Here is a 17,866-nt window from a genome sequence, read left to right as displayed (position 1 = left end):
GGCTCAGCTCTTCTGGGTTGCTGCGCGAAGCTGCTCGGCAGTTGCGTCGAGCAACTCGTTCCAGGACACCTCGAACTTGTCGACGCCCTCGGTCTCGAGGACCTTGAACACGTCCGCAAGATCGATGCCGACAGCTGCGAGCTGATCGAAGACGACCTGCGAGTCCTGAGCGGTGCCCGAAATCGTGTCGCCCGTGATCTCACCGTGGTCGGCGAGAGCGTCGAGCGTCTTCTCCGGCATGGTGTTGACCGTGTTGGGCGCAACCAGCTCGGTGACGTAGAGCGTGTCCGGGTAATCCGGGTTCTTCACGCCGGTCGACGCCCACAGCGGGCGCTGAGCCTTGGCGCCATCGGCCAGGAGAGCCTGGAAGCGCGGCTGCACCTCGAAGATCTGCTGGTACGCGTTGTACGCCAGACGAGCGTTTGCGAGTGCAGCCTTGCCACGAAGCTCGAGAGCTTCCGGCGTGCCGATCGCCGTGAGGCGGTTGTCGATCTCGGAATCCACACGGGAGACGAAGAACGAGGCGACCGACTCGATGGACGAGATGTCGCGGCCGGCAGCCTTGGCGGTGTCCAGTCCGTCGAGGTACGCGCCCATGACAGCTTCGTAGCGCTCGACCGAGAAGATCAAAGTGACGTTGACGCTGATGCCTTCACCGATCACCTTGGCGATGGCGGGGATACCGGCCAGCGTCGCGGGGATCTTGATGAGGACGTTCGGGCGGTCGACGATCTTGTGCAGCTCGATCGCCTGCGCGACAGTCGCGTCGGTGTCGTGCGCCAGACGAGGATCGACCTCGATGGACACGCGGCCGTCGACGCCGTTCGAGGCCTCGAACTGCGGGGCCAAGATGTCGCACGCAGCGCGCACGTCGTCGGTGGTGACGGCCGTGATGGTGGCGTCGACATCGGCGCCGCGCTCGGCCAACTCGCGAACCTGAGCGTCGTAGGCCGAGCCCTTGGACAGTGCCGCCTGGAAGATCGACGGGTTGGTCGTGACACCCACGATCGACTTCGTGTCGATCAGGTTCTGCAGGTTGCCGGACTGGATGCGATCTCGCGAGAGGTCGTCGAGCCAGATGGAAACGCCTGCAGCGGAGAGCTTTTCGGTATTCACGTTCTGTGTCATCGAGATCATCCCTTCACAGCTGCGAGGGAGCGCTGCGCGGCTTCGACAGTCGCGTCGGCGGTGATGCCGAACTCCCGGTACAAGGTCTTGTAATCGGCGGAAGCGCCGTAATGCTCGAGCGAGACGGCCTGACCGGCGTCGCCGAGGATGCGCCACCACGGCATTGCGATACCGGCTTCGACGGACACGCGTGCGCGGACGGCGGGCGGAATGACCTCGTCGCGGTACCCCTGATCCTGCTCGAGGAACCAGTCGAGGCACGGCACGGAAACGACGCGGGTTGCGACGCCCTGAGCTTCGAGGGTCTCGCGAGCCTCGGTGGCCAGATGCAGTTCGGAACCGGTCGCAAGCAAGATGACCTCGGGCGAACCGTTGGCAGCGTCGACGAGGACGTAAGCGCCGCGCTTGACGCCTTCGGCAGCCTTCTCCTTGGTGCCTTCGAGAACCGGGATGTCCTGGCGGGTGAGCGCCAGAGCCGTCGGGCCCGTCTTGTTCTCGAGTGCTGCCTGCCATGCGAACGAGGTCTCGTTGGCGTCACCCGGGCGGACGACGGCGAGGTTCGGGATCGCTCGAAGAGCAGCGAGGTGCTCGACCGGCTGGTGAGTCGGGCCGTCTTCGCCGAGACCGATGGAGTCGTGGGTCCAGACGTAGGTGACGGCAGTCTTCATCAGTGCAGCCAGGCGAACCGCCGGACGCATGTAGTCGGAGAAGACCATGAAGGTTCCGCCGTACGGGCGGGTCGGGCCGTGCAGCGCGATGCCGTTGAGGATCGAGCCCATCGCGTGCTCACGGATACCGAAGTGGAGCGTGCGGCCGTAAGGCTGCGCAGTCCAGTCGCTGGTGGAGATGGAGAAGGGGCCGAACGAATCTGCGCCCTTGATGGTGGTGTTGTTGCTGCCGGCGAGGTCGGCGGAACCGCCCCACAGCTCGGGCAGGATCGGTCCGAGCGCGTTGAGAGCCGAACCGGAGGCCTTGCGAGTCGCAACGCCCTTGGCGTCGGCCTCGTAGGTCGGGAGAGCGTCGGCCCAGCCGGCGGGGAACTCACCGGCGAACAGGCGGTCGAAGAGTTCCTTGCGCTCGGACTCACGTGCGGCCCACGCGTCGAACTCGACCTGCCATGCCTTGTGTGCGTCGGCTCCGCGCGAGACGACCTCACGGGCGTGAGCCAGAGCGTCGGCGTCGACGTCGAAGGACTTGCTCGGATCGAACCCGAGGGCTTCCTTGACCGCGGCGACTTCGTCGGCACCGAGTGCGGAGCCGTGAACGTCGCCGGTGTTCATCTTCTTCGGCGCCGGGAAACCGATGATGGTGCGGAGCAAGATGATGGACGGACGATCGACGACGGCCTTGGCAGCGGCAACCGCGTCGAGGATGCCGGAGACGTTCTCGCCGCCATCGACGTGCTGAACGTGCCAGCCGTACGCCTCGTAGCGCTTTCCGACATCTTCGCCGAGAGCGATGGCGGTGTCGTGCTCGATGGAGATCTTGTTGTCGTCGTAGAAGACGATCAGGTTGCCCAGTTCCTGGACACCGGCGAGTGACGACGCCTCGGAGGTGACGCCTTCCTCGATGTCACCGTCGGACGCGATCACGTAGATGTGATGGTCGAAGGGGGAGGAGCCGACCGGGGTCTCCGGATCGAACAGCCCGCGCTCACGACGCGCAGCCATGGCCATGCCGACTGCGGACGCAAGGCCCTGGCCGAGCGGACCGGTGGTCATCTCGACGCCGACGGTGTGGCCGACCTCGGGGTGACCGGGGGTCAGTGCGCCCCATGTGCGGAGAGCTTCGAGGTCAGCAAGCTCGAGACCGTAGCCCGACAGGTAGAGCTGGGTGTAAAGCGTCAAGGACGAATGGCCACAGGAAAGAACGAAGCGGTCACGGCCGACCCATTCTGCATCCGAAGGATCGTGGCGCATGATGCGCTGAAAGAGGGTGTATGCCAACGGCGCCAAGCTCATTGCAGTTCCGGGATGGCCGTTGCCGACCTTCTGAACCGCGTCGGCGGCGAGCACGCGGGCGGTATCGACAGCCTTGGTGTCCAGGTCGGTCCAGTCCGAGGGGTGGACGGGTTGCGTGAGGACGTGGATCTCGTCTGTGATCGACACTGGCAGATGTCTCCTGACATGGTGTACGTGGATTGCGAGGGTGGGGTGTCCCTCCACTGCGTAACCCAGCCTAATGGTCCTGGCTGTCCGGGTCGATTCGGTTCCTCAATGGCTGCGGTCTACCATCGTTCGTAGTAGAGGACAGTGTCAGCAGTGTGTCGTGAACAGTTAGTGCGGTAACGCGTGGTGCAAGGAGAGAACGTGCGGACAGGGCAACAGCCGAGCGGACATGGCTTCGGCAGCCCAGGTGCCGCCCCGCGGGCGACCAATACCGATACGGTGTGGGGTCGCGCAACGGGCAAGGTTCTGGCTTATATCGCGCTCACGAAGCCGCGAGTTATCGAATTGCTGTTGGTGGCAACCATTCCGGCAATGCTGCTGGCAGATCGCGGAACGGTCGACATCGTTCTGATCCTCAGCACCCTCTTCGGTGGCTGGATGGGCGCAGCGAGTGCGAACTCGCTCAACTGCGTCGTCGACGCCGACATCGACAAGGTCATGAAGCGCACCGCGAAGCGTCCGTTGGCCCGCGAGGCGGTGCCGACCCGTAACGCACTCGTCTTCGGGCTTCTTCTCGGACTCGCGTCGTTCCTGTGGCTGTGGTGGCGAGCCAACCTCCTGGCCGGCATCCTCGTCGTGATCACGATCGCGTTCTACGTCCTCATCTACACGATGGTTCTCAAGCGTCGCACCTGGCAGAACGTCATCTGGGGTGGCGCAGCCGGATGTATGCCCGTCCTCGTAGGCTGGGCCGCTGTCACCGGGTCGCTGAGCTGGCAGCCCGTCGTGCTGTTCCTGATCATCTTCTTCTGGACGCCGCCGCACACCTGGGCGCTCGCGATGCGATACAAAGAGGACTACAAGGCGGCAGGCGTTCCCATGCTTCCGGTGATCGCCACCGAGGAGCACGTCACCAAGCAGATCCTGTTCTACAGCTGGGCGATGGTCGTCACGACGCTTGTCCTCGTCCCCGCGTCGGGCGTCATCTACGCCGCCATCACCATCGTCGCCGGTGCGTGGTTCCTGCTCATGGCTCATCAGCTGTACCGCAGCGTTCGCGGCGGTGCTCAGGTCAAGCCGCTGCGCCTGTTCCTGCAGTCGAACAACTATCTTGCGATCGTTTTCGTCGGCCTCGCTGTCGACTCGGTTCTCGGACTCCAGACGATCAGCGACATGCTCAGCTGATTCTGCTGTGCGCCTTTATTAACCGCGGGCGGTTAATAAAGGCGCACAGCACTTCGCTAGGGAATCAGAACGATCGACCCGGTCGTTGCTCGACCCTCCAGATCCCGATGCGCTGTTGCCGCATCGGCGAGCGGATACTCGGCGCCGACGCGAATATCGAGATTCCCGGCCGCAATGGCGTCGAAGACATCGCCGGCACGCCAGGTCAGTTCCTCACGAGTGCGAATGTGATGTGCGAGCGTCGGACGCGTCAGGAACAGCGAACCCGATGAATTGAGCCGCTGCGGATCGACGGGCGGAACCGGGCCACTAGCCGCACCGAACAATGCGACAGTGCCGCGAATACGGACGGAAGCCAGGCTCGAATCAAACGTTGTCGCGCCGACGCCGTCGTATGCCGCCGCTACTCCTTCGCCGCCGGTCAACTCCCGGACTCGCGCTGCGATGTCCTCGTCGTACCGCAGGACCTCCGAGGCACCGGCGCCGCGTGAGAGTTCTTCCTTCGCATCCGACGACACAGTCGTGATGACCTTCGCCCCGAGGCTGACGGCCATCTGCGTCAGGATCAACCCGACGCCGCCCGCGCCTGCGTGCACGAGCACGGTGTCGCCGCTCTGGATCGGATACGTCGACTTAGCGAGGTAGTGCGCCGTCATCCCCTGCAGGAGCGCCGACGCTGCGGTCGATGCCGGGACACCGTCAGGCACTTTCACGGCGACTGCGGCGGGAACAGCCACCTTCTCGGCGTAGCTGCCCGTGGCGGCCGCCCACGCGACACGGTCACCAACGGCGAATTCGGTGACGTCGGAACCGACAGCTTCGACGACGCCGCTGCCTTCGTCGCCGGGAATATAGGGGAGCGGGCGCTTGTACTGGCCCATTCGGAAATACGTGTCGATGAAATTGATGCCGATCGCTTCGGTCCTGACGAGTAGATCGCCTGGGCCGGGTGTCGGTTCGGGTTGTTCGGTCAGAGTCAGAACCTCTGGTCCGCCGGTCTCGGTCACGTAGATGGCTCGCATGGTTTCTGTTCTACACCCGGGACGGCCGACGCTCAGCCCATGCCTGGTGTCGCTTCCGGGCTACCGACCAGTATTGTCGAGTCATGAGCACCGATACCGAGAAGTCGGACGCCACCCCGTCCGCGCCGGAACTGCCGAAGTCCACGGTGAACGCCATCACCAAGTTCGTCGCCGAGCACGGCGGCACCGCCAGCGCCGTCATTCAGCCGGTCGGCCTGGCCGGCGTTCGCATCACTCTCGTGGGTGCCGACGGCATCCTCGGTGATCAGGTCGTCGAGGACCTCGCCACGGCCAATGCCGTCGTTGCGTCCTTCGACACCGTCACCGTTGCCGAGTGGGAGCGTGAGCTGACGAGCATCGTCACCCCCCAGGAAGGCCACTTCAAGAAGATGGCCGGTTGGGTCGCCAACCAGACTCGGTTCCCGAAAGCACGCAACGAAGCCTGAAATGACGTGTGGGGCGTAGGAACACTTCTTGGTGTTCCTACGCCCCACACGTGTCTTGAAGCGTCAGAGAGCCGGTATCGGCGAATCGGTCGGCGTGTACTGGCGGGTCTTACCCGCAGCCCAAACTGCTGCGGTCGCAGCCGTGCACAGTCCCGCACCGGCGACGTGCATGATCACCAGAACTTCCGGCACATCGGTGAAGTACTGCACGACCCCGATGAGCGCTTGGGCGAGGATCAGTCCGAGCAGGACCTTCAGACGGATCTTCACGGCCGCAGATGTCCCGACCGCATATAGACCGAATGTCAGACCCACGACCAGCGCGAGATATCCGACCAGCAGCTGTGAGTGCAGATGAACAAGCGTCACGATCTCGACCTCCAGGCGCGGAACCGTGCGGTCCAGGCCCTTGTCGCCCGCGTGGGGACCTGCGCCCGTCACGAGAGTTCCGGCGACCAATACGCCGGCGAGCGCGACACCTGACAGCGCGGTAAGCCAGCGCAGCGGCTTCGGCATCACGACCAGAGTTGTTGCCTCGTCGGGTTCCGCGATCTTCGCGTACATCACCGTGGCAACCCAGACCATCAGCATCGACGCAACCAAGTGAATGGCGACCGTCCACCACAGGAGACCTGTGAGGACGGTGATACCGCCGATCACTGCCTGAACGACAGTGCCGAGCGGCATCATCCAGGCGTAGACAAGCACCTCTTTGCGGCGGCGAGCGCGAGTCACCGCGAGCACGATTGCGGCAGCGACGATGACGACCAGGAACGTGAGTAGGCGGTTGCCGAACTCGACGGCTTGGTGAATCACCGCGACCTGTCCGTGGCCGACCGGGACGAAGCTACCGGGGAAGCACTGCGGCCACGTCGGGCAACCGAGTCCCGAGTCCGTCACGCGCACCACCGCGCCGGTGACAGCGATGCCGCCCTGCGTCAGGATCACGATGAACGCGATGATTTTCTGCGTTTTCAGGGAGGGGAGAGGTAGTCGATCCACCAAGCGTAAAAATCCGGCATACACACGATTCACCACGCCAACGATCGTAGTTCCCCATCAACTACACAGTGTCGTTGGGGGCAGGCGTTGAAGCAGGCGCGAAGCGAACTGCGCAGCCGTGGGGCCAGCTCGCGTCAGTTCGCGCGAACGCGCACGATTCCCGAGATCGTTCCCTGGAAGTACTCGCCCGACTCGGTGATGAGTGCCGACATCTGCAGGGTGTCGTTGAGGATCGTCGACGGCAGCGGAGTCGAACCGATCTGTGACCCGTCCTTCGAGTCGATCACCGCGAACGAGTACCCGTCGAGCGGAGAGGTGCTCGGATTACCGTCCCGCGTGACGGTGTAGATCGAGCCGTCCGCCGTCGAGAGGTGCGGTACCGCGGAGCTACGAATCGTGTTGTCCCACACGACATGGCAGCCGACCGGATCGATGTCGACCCGGGTCATTCCGCCGTTGAAGGGTGCCGTGGCGGGGACCGCTGGACCGGCACCTTCAGGAGTCGTGGGGTACGGGTATCCGTAAGTGCCGGCCACGTAGACCGAATGACCGATGCCGACGGGGGAGTTCTCGCTGCCACTCGGTGAGCCGTCCTTGCTGGCCGCGGACAACACCGGCTGCGTGCACACCTCGGCGCCCGTGTCAGCGCGATAGACATGCAAGCTCACCGTCGGGTGGGCGTTGTCGACGATGGTCAAGAAATCGCTGCCCGTCGACGGGCCGAAGTATGTCGGAGTCGATCCGGTTCCCCAGCTGAGCTGACCCGGATTGCGGGCCGGCCCTCGGTCGTACGGCTGACGCCAGTCGATGACGACTTCGTCGCCACTTCGCTTCAGTTGGTAAAGCGCGTGGGTCGTTGCGACGGCAGTGCCCGTCGGGGAGGTGGAGATGCTGTTCTGCACCTGCTCACCCTCGGGGAGCGCAATGCTGTGCGCGATTCGATCTGTGCCGACATACCCGACGGTGCCGTGCCCCGTGGCGAACCAGACATTGCCGTCCCAATCCGGAGCGAGGCCGGTGACGTTGTCGTCGGCGGCAACCGCACCACTGAGATCGATGACATCCGCGAGTTCCAGCCGCCAACTGCCGTCCGGATTCTGCGCATGGGAAATGCGGACCAGTTGACGGTTTCCGTCGACGGCTACGAGACGGTTCTCGTTGTCGAGGTAGGCGTAGACGCCGCCGAGCAGGCTGCCCTTCGCGAGCGGCAGTTGCGCGACCGACCGTCCCAAGGGTGTGGCGTCGGCCTTCGGATCGATCAAATGGATGGTCGGGATCTGGCCGATCATCGTCGTGCAGAGCGAGACGATCATGCCGTCGGAACCCTGGAGGACCGTCGGGCAGGCGGCCATCATCGGGAAAGCTGTCACCTCGTGTGGGCCGGTCCCTGGACCAGGCAGCGGCGTGACGTCGGACGAGCCCGCGTCACCGTGCATGGTGGAAGTACCGACGGGACCGAGGTGCGGATTTGCAGGTGCGAGTGGACCGGACACCGAAGGGGTCGCCGTTGCGGGTCCGGCACACAACATCACTGTTGCGGCCACACAGCCGACGATCTGAGCTGTCCGTCGTGTACTCACGTGAACTTGAACCACCTTGCTGCGCAGACTCCGGCCACTGCGGCCCAGATGAGAAGTACGAGAATCGAGAACCAGTCCATCGAGGTGTCGAGGGCCGCTTCGAGTGCGTGTGCGAGAGCGCCGGACGGAACAATGCGCACCAGCGTGTGAACAGCGGTCGGGAGTTCACCGCTGGCGAAGACCACACTGCCGATGCCCACCATGATGAACCACAGGACGTTGGCGAGCGCGAGAACGATTTCTGCTCGCAATGTACCGCCGAGCAGCAGGCCAAGCGCTGCAAATGTGACAGTACCGATGGCAATGACCACTGCGCCGAGCACAAGTTCGACGAACGACGGACGCCACCCCAACGCCAAACCGATAGCGCCGAGCAACAGCGACTGCAGCGCCACGACGATGATGACGGCAGCACTCTTGCCTGCGATGATTCCCCACCGCGGTAGAGGCGTTGCACCGAGTCGTTTGAGCGCGCCGTATCGGCGATCGAATCCGACGGCGATGGCCTGTCCGGTGAACGCCGTCGACATCACGGCAACCATCATGACACCAGGGAGCACGGTATCGACCCGAGAATCGCCCAAATCGCCGATCGGAAGTAGACACAGTCCGATGAGCAGGGTGATCGGGATGAACATGGTGAGCAGCAATTGCTCACCGTTGCGGAGCAGAAGTGTCAGCTCCAGTTTGGTCTGCGCCGCCAGCATCTTGGCCGCCGAATTGGGGCGGGGATCCGGCGAGAAGGTGCCTGGCTCGAAGCGGTTCTCGGCGAGCCGCCGGTCTCTGGCAACGCTGATGGGACTGCTCTGGCCGTTCGACGCTGTTTCGTTCATGACCTTGATCTCCGTCATCCCCTCAGTTCCCGGCCCGTCAATTCGAGGAAGACGTCTTCCAGACTCCGTTGATCGACGCGAATGTCGTTGATCAGCACGTCCTGATCGGCACACCACGTCGCAACTGTTGCCACGGTTGCCGGATCGATTGCACCTTCGACGACGTAGGTGCCTGGGTTGGATTCCTCGATGCGGAACCCGGCGAGTGAACCGGCCAGCGAATCGAGGCTCAAACCGGGAACCGTCGTCAGACGGAGTTGTCCTTCGGCGCCCTTGCTGGTGACCTCGGCCGGCGTTCCCGACGCGACGATCTTGCCGTGGTCGATGATGACCAGTTCGTCGGCGAGTGCTTCGGCCTCGTCCATGAGGTGCGTGGTGAGCAGGACGCTCACGCCGTCGCGTCGCAGAGCGTCGATGAGTTCCCACACGAGCAGGCGTGCCTGAGCGTCGAGCCCAGCGGTGGGTTCGTCCAGAAATACCAATTCGGGGCGGCCGACCAGCGCGCACGCCAGGGACAGTCGTTGCTGCTGGCCTCCGGAGAGACGTCGGTACGGGGTCTTGCGCGCATCGGTGAGGCCCAGTTTGGAAAGGAGCCAGGCGGGATCGAGCGGGTCGGCCGAGTATGCGGCCACGAGGTCGAGCATTTCTCCGGCCTTGGACCCGGGGTACGCGCCGCCGCCCTGCAGCATGACGCCGATTCGCGAGCGGACTTCACCGGAGTCGGCGATGGGATCGAGACCGAGCACTCGAACCGTGCCGGCATCGGGGGTGACAAACCCTTCGCACATCTCGACGGTGGTTGTCTTACCGGCTCCGTTGGGGCCGAGCAGGGCAACGACCTGGGCCGTCTCGACAGTGAGATCGATACCGTCGACGGCTCGAACACCGTCGAAGGACTTGACGACACCCTGGATCTGTACCGCCGGCGTCGACGATCTGGAGGCTCTCGAGGTCACGGGGAATCAGCGTAAGCCCCCGCCGAGTTGTCTTCGTCTACCGGTCCGCCTTTCGTGATCTCCGCTACTGGCTTGTCGCTACGCCAGGGGAGTGAATTGCGGGTGAAGACGATGAGCGTTCCGGCGGTGAGGATGGTCGCGATGACGGCCTGCACGATCATGAACGGAAGGTATTCGGCGCCGTTGGACATCAACATGACGCTGACGATCGAGGTGAAGACGACGGCAGGGATGCGGAAAATCGGTGCGGTGGCCCACGCGGCCAACGGAAGGATCGCCCACAGCAGATACCACGGCTGAACGACGGGGAACAGGAGAACGATCGCTCCGAGTGCGATGCCGAGTCCACCGACCGGGTGTATGCGGCCCATGTACACCGAGATCATCATCCGTGCGGTGATGAGAATGGCAACCAGGTACGCGATGGGCCGGGTGATCGTGAGGATCGCCGTCGTGTGATCGCCGAGTCCGAGCAGTACACCGGCCAATCCCGTGCCGACGCCCAGGAGCGTCGGGATGGACATCCAACTCCGGACTGCGGTGGCGGTGTCGAGGGTGTTGATCCAACCCATACCGAGCCCACTGGCGACGCTGATGACAAACGTGACGACAGCGGCCACGATGCCCAGGAGAATCGCGGCTCCCGCCAGGGCTTTCCAGGTTCCACCCCAACGCCGAGCCAAGGCCATGCCGACAAATCCCAAGGCAAGCAAGGACGGAATTTTGACGGTCGACGACAACGCGATCAAACCTGATCCCGCAATGAGATAGAACAGCGCTCGCCCACGGATGGGCCCGGACCCTTCGACTGCGCGGAGGGCGATCTCGATTCCGGCGAGCATCAACCCGAGCATGAGCGCTTCGTTGTGGATGCCGGCCACCAAGTGGAAGAGCAACAGCGGGTTCGCGGCACCGAGCCAGAGCGAACTGACGGCAGAGACACCGCATCGCTTGGCCAGTCGAGGTATCGCCCACACGATGAGCGCGACGCCGGCCAATGCGAGCAAGCGGTGCAAGAAGATTCCGGCCACGATGTTGTCGCCGGTCAGTGAGCTGATCCCGCGTCCCAGCCACAGGAAGAACGGTCCGTACGGAGCCGGGGTGTCGCGCCAGATCGTCGGAACCGTGCGGGTCAGAACGTGGTCGACGCCCAGTGCCGCCTTGGGGCCGATGGCGTACGGATCGAGTCCACGGGCCGCGATTTCGCTTTGTGCCAGATACGAGTAGACGTCGCGGCTGAACATCGGCGGTGCGACCGAGAGCGGCAGGATCCACAGCAGGAGTGTGCGGTCCAACTGGGAACGGGTCATGCGCCGCGGTGCGCCGGAACGGCTGCGTATGTCCCCGACTGCAAATCGGCCCATCATCAGCCAGGCGAGAACGACGAGCACGGTTCCGGTCATCGTCATGGTGAGTGAGACCGTCGGCATACGTCCGGGAAGGCTGAGGACTCGAAGTCCTGCGGTCGGATTCTGCAGGACGGGTTGTGCGCCGGCGCCGAGCGCTCCGACTGCCATCAAGACCGCGCCGGTCGCACCGAATCGGCGGATCCCTCGCAGTTGTGCGGTTTCCTTCGCGTTCAGGCCGGGGCGCTCGTCCTCGTCGCCGTGCAGCACCGCGGCCATACTCTGCCGGGGAGCGGATCCGAAAGGTCGAACGCCGATTGTGGAAAGCGCGAGTGCCTTGGGTTTTTCCAGCAGGATCGCGCGCGCCGATCGCGCGGTCGTCGTCTTCTCGGGGGTCTGCGGCACACCAGGCAGCGTAGCGGCTCCATCCAGCCGGACAGACAAGCACAAACAACGTACGTTGTCCGGATATTCCCGAATGTAATGCAGGTTGCCCTTAGTAGACCTGCGAAAAGAATTCCGTCACACTTGTGTTGTGAAAAGAAATGCGTCAGACCCACGAAGCAAGGAAGTTGCAGGTCAGCCCACTGTAGCGGCCTCGCCGAGTGCTGCCGCAAATCCGGTTACGGTGAGCGTCGAAGGTCAGACGCGGGCGGCAGTGGTCAAGCTGCTACTCGAAGAAGGCCCCATTACCGCCTCCGAAATCGGCACACGCCTCGGTTTGAGTGCCGCAGGTGTCCGACGTCACTTGGATGCGTTGATCGAGTCGGGCGAAGCCCGTACCGCTTCGGCGTCGTCGCTGCGTCAGCGCGGACGAGGTCGTCCCGCCAAGCAGTTCCAGATCACCGCGACCGGTCGCGGCCGCCTCGGCCACACCTACGACGATCTGGCGGGAGCTGCGATGCGGCAACTCCGTGAAATCGGCGGAGACGCGGCAATCGAGGAGTTCGCCAAGCGTCGGGTCCAGGCGATCGTCGGAGACGTCGAACCGGCTGATCCGACAGATGTCGACAACGTCGAGGCGACAGCGGACGCAATCGCCGAAGCCTTCAATGCGGTGGGGTTCGCAGCGTCGACCCGGCCGGTCGGCAACGGCGTGCAGATCTGCCAACACCATTGCCCGGTTTCCCATGTGGCAGAAGAGTTTCCGGAACTGTGCGAGGCAGAGCAGCAAGCATTCCGGCAATTGCTCGGGACTCATGTCCAGCGTCTGGCGACCATCGCCAACGGTGACTGCGCCTGCACGACGCACGTGCCCCTCGTGTCCACCGGGAGTAGATGACCGGACCACAGTGTTCTACCGAGCGTTGCCACCGTGCAGCGTTCGAATAGAGATTTTTCAGCTAGTTCTTCAAAGTCAGAACTGCTCGACCACAGCGACCAGCCCTCGCTGAACCCGAGCAGCCGTCAAGAAACAAGACTCCGGAAGGAGCTCGCATGACCGTCACATCAGACCAGGCGACTACCACTGCGGCAGCAGGCACCGAGCCGCTCACGCAGGAAGAGACCATCGCGTCCCTCGGTCATTACGGCTACGGCTGGTCCGATTCCGACGAAGCCGGAGCCAGCGCGCAGCGCGGGTTGTCCGAGGCTGTCGTGCGGGACATCTCCGCCAAGAAGAGCGAGCCCGAGTGGATGCTCGACATCCGCCTCAAGGCGCTGCGCACCTTCGACAAGAAGCCGATGCCGAACTGGGGCAGCGACCTCGAAGGTATTCACTTCGACAACATCAAGTACTTCGTCCGGTCCAGCGAGAAGCAGGCCGAGTCGTGGGAAGATCTGCCCGAGGACATCAAGAACACGTACGACAAGCTCGGTATCCCCGAGGCGGAGAAGCAGCGCCTCGTTGCCGGCGTCGCAGCTCAGTACGAGTCCGAGGTCGTCTACCACTCGATCCGTGAGGACCTCGAGGAGCAGGGCGTCATCTTCCTCGACACGGACACCGGTCTCAAGCAGCACCCGGAGCTGTTCAAGGAGTACTTCGGATCGGTCATCCCGGCCGGCGACAACAAGTTCTCCGCGCTGAACACCGCCGTGTGGTCCGGTGGCTCGTTCATCTACGTTCCGCCGGGAGTCCACGTGGACATCCCGTTGCAGGCGTACTTCCGTATCAACACCGAGAACATGGGTCAGTTCGAGCGCACCCTGATCATCGTCGACGAAGATGCCTCCGTGCACTACGTCGAGGGTTGCACCGCGCCGATCTACAAGTCCGATTCACTGCACTCGGCCGTCGTCGAGATCATCGTGAAGAAGGGCGGCCACTGCCGCTACACGACCATCCAGAACTGGTCCAACAACGTCTACAACCTGGTGACCAAGCGCACCAAGGTCGAGGCAGGCGGATCCATGGAGTGGGTCGACGGCAACATCGGCTCCAAGGTCACCATGAAGTACCCGGCCGTGTGGCTGATGGGCGAGTACGCCCGCGGTGAGGTTCTCTCCGTTGCGTTCTCCGGCGAGGGCCAGCATCAGGACACCGGCGCCAAGATGCTCCACCTCGCGCCGCACACGTCCTCGACCATCATCAGCAAGTCTGTCGCCCGTGGTGGCGGACGTGCGTCGTACCGCGGTCTGGTGCAGGTCAACAAGGGTGCCCACGGCTCCAAGTCGACCGTCAAGTGTGACGCTCTGCTGGTCGACCAGATCAGCCGAAGCGACACCTACCCGTACGTCGACATCCGCGAGGACGACGTCACCATGGGTCACGAGGCCACCGTCTCCAAGGTCAGTGACGATCAGCTCTTCTACCTGATGAGCCGCGGACTGACCGAGGACGAGGCGATGGCCACCATCGTGCGTGGATTCGTCGAGCCCATCGCGAAGGAACTCCCGATGGAGTACGCGCTCGAGCTCAACCGCCTTATCGAACTTCAGATGGAAGGGGCTGTGGGTTAGTGACCACGCCAGAGACCGGAGTCATCGGAGCTGTTGCCGGGGAGAACCCGACCGCTCCTGTAAAGGGTGCAGCCACAGGCTCACCTATCACGAACAAGGGCGAGCAGTTCTCCTCGTTCGACGTCAATGCATTCGAGGTTCCCGGCGGACGTGACGAGATCTGGCGGTTCACCCCGCTGCGTCGTCTCCGGGGACTGCATGACGGCAGCGCCGTCGCCAACGGACAGGTCACCGTCGAGGTCGACGGGGGAAGCGACATCACCGTCGAGACCGTCGGCCGTGACGACGCGCGTCTGGGCAAAGCCGGCGTTCCCGCTGATCGCATTGCAGCGCAGGCGTATTCGAGCTTCGAGACTGCAACGGTCATCTCGGTGGGCGCCGAGGTCGAGGTCGAGAAGCCAGTCGTGGTCACCATGACCGGCCCCGGAGTCGACAACGTCGCCTACGGACACACCCAGATTCACCTGGCACAGTTCGCCAAGGCGACGTTCGTGATCGACCAGCGCGGCAGCGGAACCTTCGCGGAGAACATCGAATTCGTTCTCGGTGACAGTTCGCAGCTGACCGTGGTGGCCATCCAGGACTGGGCGGACGACGCAGTTCACGTGACGTCACACCACGCTCGCCTGAACCGCGACGCAGTGCTTCGATACACCTCGATCAGCCTGGGCGGCGACCTGGTTCGCCTGTCCGCCACCGTCAAGTACGACGGACCGGGCGGCGACGCCGAACTGCTCGGCCTGTACTTCGCCGACGCCGGCCAGCATCTGGAACAGCGTCTGCTGGTCGATCATTCGCAGCCCAACTGCAAGTCCAACGTGGTCTACAAGGGTGCGCTTCAGGGCGATCCCGGATCCGGCAAGCCCGACGCGCACACCGTGTGGATCGGCGACGTTCTCATCCGCGCCGCAGCGGAGGGCACCGACACGTTCGAGCTCAACCGCAACCTGGTGCTGACCGACGGCGCCCGCGCCGACTCGGTTCCGAACCTCGAAATCGAGACCGGTGAGATCGTCGGAGCCGGCCACGCAAGTGCAACGGGACGTTTCGACGACGAGCAGCTGTTCTACCTGCGTGCTCGTGGTATCCCGGAGGATCAGGCTCGTCGTCTGGTCGTACGTGGGTTCTTCCACGAAATCATCAACAAGATCGCTGTTCCCGAGGTGCGCGATCGCCTCGAAGCCGCAGTCGAAGCCGAACTCGCAGCCGTCGGCTCCTGACCGCCCCGCCTGCGACACCACCCCGTCGCTACGCTCGCCCGCCTCATCTTGAAGGAATTTCATGTCTACCAGTGACAACACCACCATCTCGGTCCTCGAGGTTCGTGACCTGCACGTCGAGGTCGCCAACTCCGATGCCAACGCCGAGCCCATCCAGATCCTCAAGGGCGTCGACCTGACGGTCCGCTCCGGCGAGACCCACGCGATCATGGGCCCCAACGGCTCCGGCAAGTCGACTCTGTCGTACGCCATCGCCGGTCACCCCAAGTACCAGGTCACGTCCGGCTCCATCACCCTCAACGGTGAAGACGTCCTCGCAATGAGCGTCGACGAGCGTGCACGTGCCGGGCTCTTCCTGGCGATGCAGTACCCCGTCGAGGTTCCCGGCGTTTCCATGTCCAACTTCCTGCGCACCGCCGCCACGGCCGTGCGAGGCGAGGCTCCCAAGCTGCGCCACTGGGTCAAGGAAGTCAAGGAAGCCCTCAGCGAGCTCGAGATCGATCCCTCGTTCATCGAGCGCTCGGTCAACGAAGGCTTCTCCGGTGGCGAGAAGAAGCGCCACGAGATCCTGCAGTTGGGCATGCTCAAGCCGAAGATCGCGATCCTCGACGAGACCGACTCCGGCCTCGACGTCGACGCTCTGCGCACCGTCTCCGAAGGCGTCAACCGCTACAAGGAGCGCGAGAACGGCGGCGTTCTGCTGATCACGCACTACACGCGCATTCTGCGCTACATCAACCCCGACTTCGTTCACGTGTTCGTCGGTGGCCGCATCGTCGAGTCGGGTGGACCGGAGCTGGCCGACGAGCTCGAGACCAACGGCTACGTTCGTTTCACCGCGGACACCGCAGCTACCCAGGGAGCGTAATCACGATGACCACCTCGGTGCGCGAGCTCGACGTCACAGCGGTTCGGGCCGACTTCCCGATCCTGGCGCGAACCGTGCGCGACGGAAAACCTTTGGTGTACTTGGATTCCGGCGCTACCTCGCAGCGTCCGGTCCAGGTTCTCGATGCCGAACGGGACTTCCTGACCACGTGTAACGCGGCAGTACACCGGGGTGCTCATCAGCTCGCAGAAGAGGCGACGGACGCGTACGAGAATGCTCGCGCCACCATCGCTTCTTTCGTGGGCGCGGATTCGGACGAGTTGGTGTTCACCAAGAACGCCACCGAGGCTCTCAATCTGGTGACCTACGTTCTCGGTGACGATCGCTTCGACCGCCATGTCGGTCCTGGCGACGAAATCGTCATCACCGAACTCGAACACCACGCCAACCTCGTTCCCTGGCAGGAACTTGCGCGCCGAACCGGTGCGACGCTCAAGTGGTACGGCGTGACCGACGACGGCCGGATCGATCTCGATTCGCTGGAGCTGACAGACGCGGTGAAGGTCGTTTCGTTCACCCACCAGTCCAACGTGACCGGCGCGATCGCGCCCGTCGAGGAATTGGTGCGACGAGCACGCGCCGTCGGTGCACTCGTCGTGCTCGACGCGTGCCAGTCGGTGCCTCACATGGCCGTCGACTTCCACGAACTGGGAGTGGATTACGCGGCGTTCTCGGGTCACAAGATGCTCGGCCCTTCGGGGGTCGGAGTTCTCTACGGCCGTCGTGAACTGCTGGCAGCGATGCCTCCGTTCATCACCGGCGGGTCGATGATCGAGACGGTCACCATGGAGGTCAGCACCTACGCGCCGCCGCCTCAGCGTTTCGAAGCCGGCGTACCGATGACCTCACAGGTGGTCGGACTGGGCGCTGCCGTGGATTACCTGAACACCTTCGGGATGGACGCCGTCGCCGCGCACGAGCACGTGTTGGTGGAGGCTGCTCTCGAAAAGTTGTCGGCGATCGAAGGTTTGCGCATCATCGGACCGCAGACGTCCGAGAGCCGCGGCGGAGCGATTTCCTTTGTCGTGGACGGTATTCACGCCCACGACCTCGGACAGATCCTCGACGACGAGGGCGTCGCGATCCGCGTCGGACACCATTGCGCGTGGCCGCTGCATCGTAAGTTCGGTGTCGCTGCGACGGCCCGTGCGTCGTTTGCGCTCTACAACACCACCGCGGAAATCGATGTTCTCGTTGCAGCGATCAAGCGTGCGCAGGAATTTTTCGGTGTCGCAGGGGAGTTGAACTGAATC

15 protein-coding genes are annotated in these 17,866 nt (G+C 63.7%); 7 read left to right on the top strand and 8 right to left on the bottom strand.

Going from position 1 to position 17,866, the window contains the following annotated elements; all coding sequences use genetic code 11:
- Nucleotides 1-3 precede the first annotated feature (3 nt).
- Nucleotides 4-1,128, bottom strand: a complete 1,125-nt coding sequence (tal, locus tag QM596_RS10600; protein ID WP_029255341.1) for a transaldolase — start codon at nt 1,126-1,128, stop codon at nt 4-6.
- A gap of 5 nt (nt 1,129-1,133) precedes the next feature.
- On the bottom strand, nt 1,134-3,236 hold the full coding sequence (tkt, locus tag QM596_RS10595; protein WP_151532020.1) for a transketolase: 2,103 nt from the start codon (nt 3,234-3,236) through the stop codon (nt 1,134-1,136).
- A gap of 201 nt (nt 3,237-3,437) precedes the next feature.
- On the opposite strand from tkt, the gene QM596_RS10590 reads away from it, so the two are divergent.
- On the top strand, nt 3,438-4,421 hold the full coding sequence (locus tag QM596_RS10590; RefSeq protein ID WP_003944994.1) for a heme o synthase: 984 nt from the start codon (nt 3,438-3,440) through the stop codon (nt 4,419-4,421).
- 56 nt (nt 4,422-4,477) lie between these two features.
- Here the strand turns inward: QM596_RS10590 and QM596_RS10585 are convergent, their stop codons facing one another.
- Nucleotides 4,478-5,443 carry a quinone oxidoreductase family protein gene (locus QM596_RS10585; RefSeq protein ID WP_283308920.1) on the bottom strand — a complete coding sequence of 322 codons (966 nt, stop codon included), beginning with the start codon at nt 5,441-5,443 and terminating at the stop codon, nt 4,478-4,480.
- Nucleotides 5,444-5,526: 83 nt separating this feature from the next.
- Between QM596_RS10585 and QM596_RS10580 the strand changes: the two genes are divergently transcribed.
- Nucleotides 5,527-5,889 carry a hypothetical protein gene (locus QM596_RS10580; protein ID WP_020969598.1) on the top strand — a complete coding sequence of 121 codons (363 nt, stop codon included), beginning with the start codon at nt 5,527-5,529 and terminating at the stop codon, nt 5,887-5,889.
- Nucleotides 5,890-5,952: 63 nt separating this feature from the next.
- Here the strand turns inward: QM596_RS10580 and QM596_RS10575 are convergent, their stop codons facing one another.
- The 5 genes from QM596_RS10575 to mptB form a co-directional block, all read right to left on the bottom strand.
- Nucleotides 5,953-6,927: a COX15/CtaA family protein gene (locus QM596_RS10575; protein ID WP_019748407.1), complete on the bottom strand. Its 975-nt coding sequence runs from the start codon at nt 6,925-6,927 to the stop codon at nt 5,953-5,955.
- A gap of 98 nt (nt 6,928-7,025) precedes the next feature.
- Nucleotides 7,026-8,420 carry a hypothetical protein gene (locus tag QM596_RS10570; protein WP_223257842.1) on the bottom strand — a complete coding sequence of 465 codons (1,395 nt, stop codon included), beginning with the start codon at nt 8,418-8,420 and terminating at the stop codon, nt 7,026-7,028.
- Nucleotides 8,421-8,467: 47 nt separating this feature from the next.
- Complete coding sequence (locus tag QM596_RS10565) at nt 8,468-9,304, bottom strand: ABC transporter permease (protein ID WP_371735117.1); 837 nt, start codon at nt 9,302-9,304, stop codon at nt 8,468-8,470.
- Between the two features lie 14 nt (nt 9,305-9,318).
- On the bottom strand, nt 9,319-10,260 hold the full coding sequence (locus QM596_RS10560) for an ABC transporter ATP-binding protein (protein ID WP_007727917.1): 942 nt from the start codon (nt 10,258-10,260) through the stop codon (nt 9,319-9,321).
- Nucleotides 10,257-12,011, bottom strand: coding sequence for a polyprenol phosphomannose-dependent alpha 1,6 mannosyltransferase MptB (gene mptB, locus QM596_RS10555; protein ID WP_283308917.1), 1,755 nt, complete (start codon nt 12,009-12,011; stop codon nt 10,257-10,259). Before mptB ends, QM596_RS10560 begins: the two co-directional genes overlap by 4 nt.
- 130 nt (nt 12,012-12,141) lie before the next feature.
- Here mptB and QM596_RS10550 point away from each other — a divergent pair, with 130 nt between their 5' ends.
- From QM596_RS10550 to QM596_RS10530, 5 genes are all read left to right on the top strand, one after another.
- Entirely contained in the window at nt 12,142-12,888 is a 747-nt protein-coding gene (locus QM596_RS10550; RefSeq protein ID WP_269455348.1) for a helix-turn-helix transcriptional regulator, read from the top strand.
- Between the two features lie 155 nt (nt 12,889-13,043).
- Complete coding sequence (gene sufB / locus QM596_RS10545) at nt 13,044-14,504, top strand: Fe-S cluster assembly protein SufB (RefSeq protein WP_003944799.1); 1,461 nt, start codon at nt 13,044-13,046, stop codon at nt 14,502-14,504.
- A complete protein-coding gene (gene sufD / locus QM596_RS10540; protein WP_020907733.1) occupies nt 14,504-15,724 on the top strand; it encodes a Fe-S cluster assembly protein SufD in 1,221 nt (406 codons plus the stop codon). Before sufB ends, sufD begins: the two co-directional genes overlap by 1 nt.
- Before the next feature lie 61 nt (nt 15,725-15,785).
- Nucleotides 15,786-16,592: a Fe-S cluster assembly ATPase SufC gene (sufC, locus tag QM596_RS10535; RefSeq protein WP_070796982.1), complete on the top strand. Its 807-nt coding sequence runs from the start codon at nt 15,786-15,788 to the stop codon at nt 16,590-16,592.
- 5 nt (nt 16,593-16,597) lie between these two features.
- A complete protein-coding gene (locus QM596_RS10530; protein ID WP_283308913.1) occupies nt 16,598-17,863 on the top strand; it encodes a cysteine desulfurase in 1,266 nt (421 codons plus the stop codon).
- Nucleotides 17,864-17,866 lie beyond the last annotated feature (3 nt).

The organism is Rhodococcus sp. IEGM 1406 (genome assembly GCF_030056745.1).
GTDB classification, from domain to species: Bacteria; Actinomycetota; Actinomycetes; order Mycobacteriales; family Mycobacteriaceae; genus Rhodococcus_F; species Rhodococcus_F erythropolis.
The sequence above is the reverse complement of the archived record's forward strand: the minus strand, read 5'-3'. Positions and strand labels throughout refer to the sequence as shown.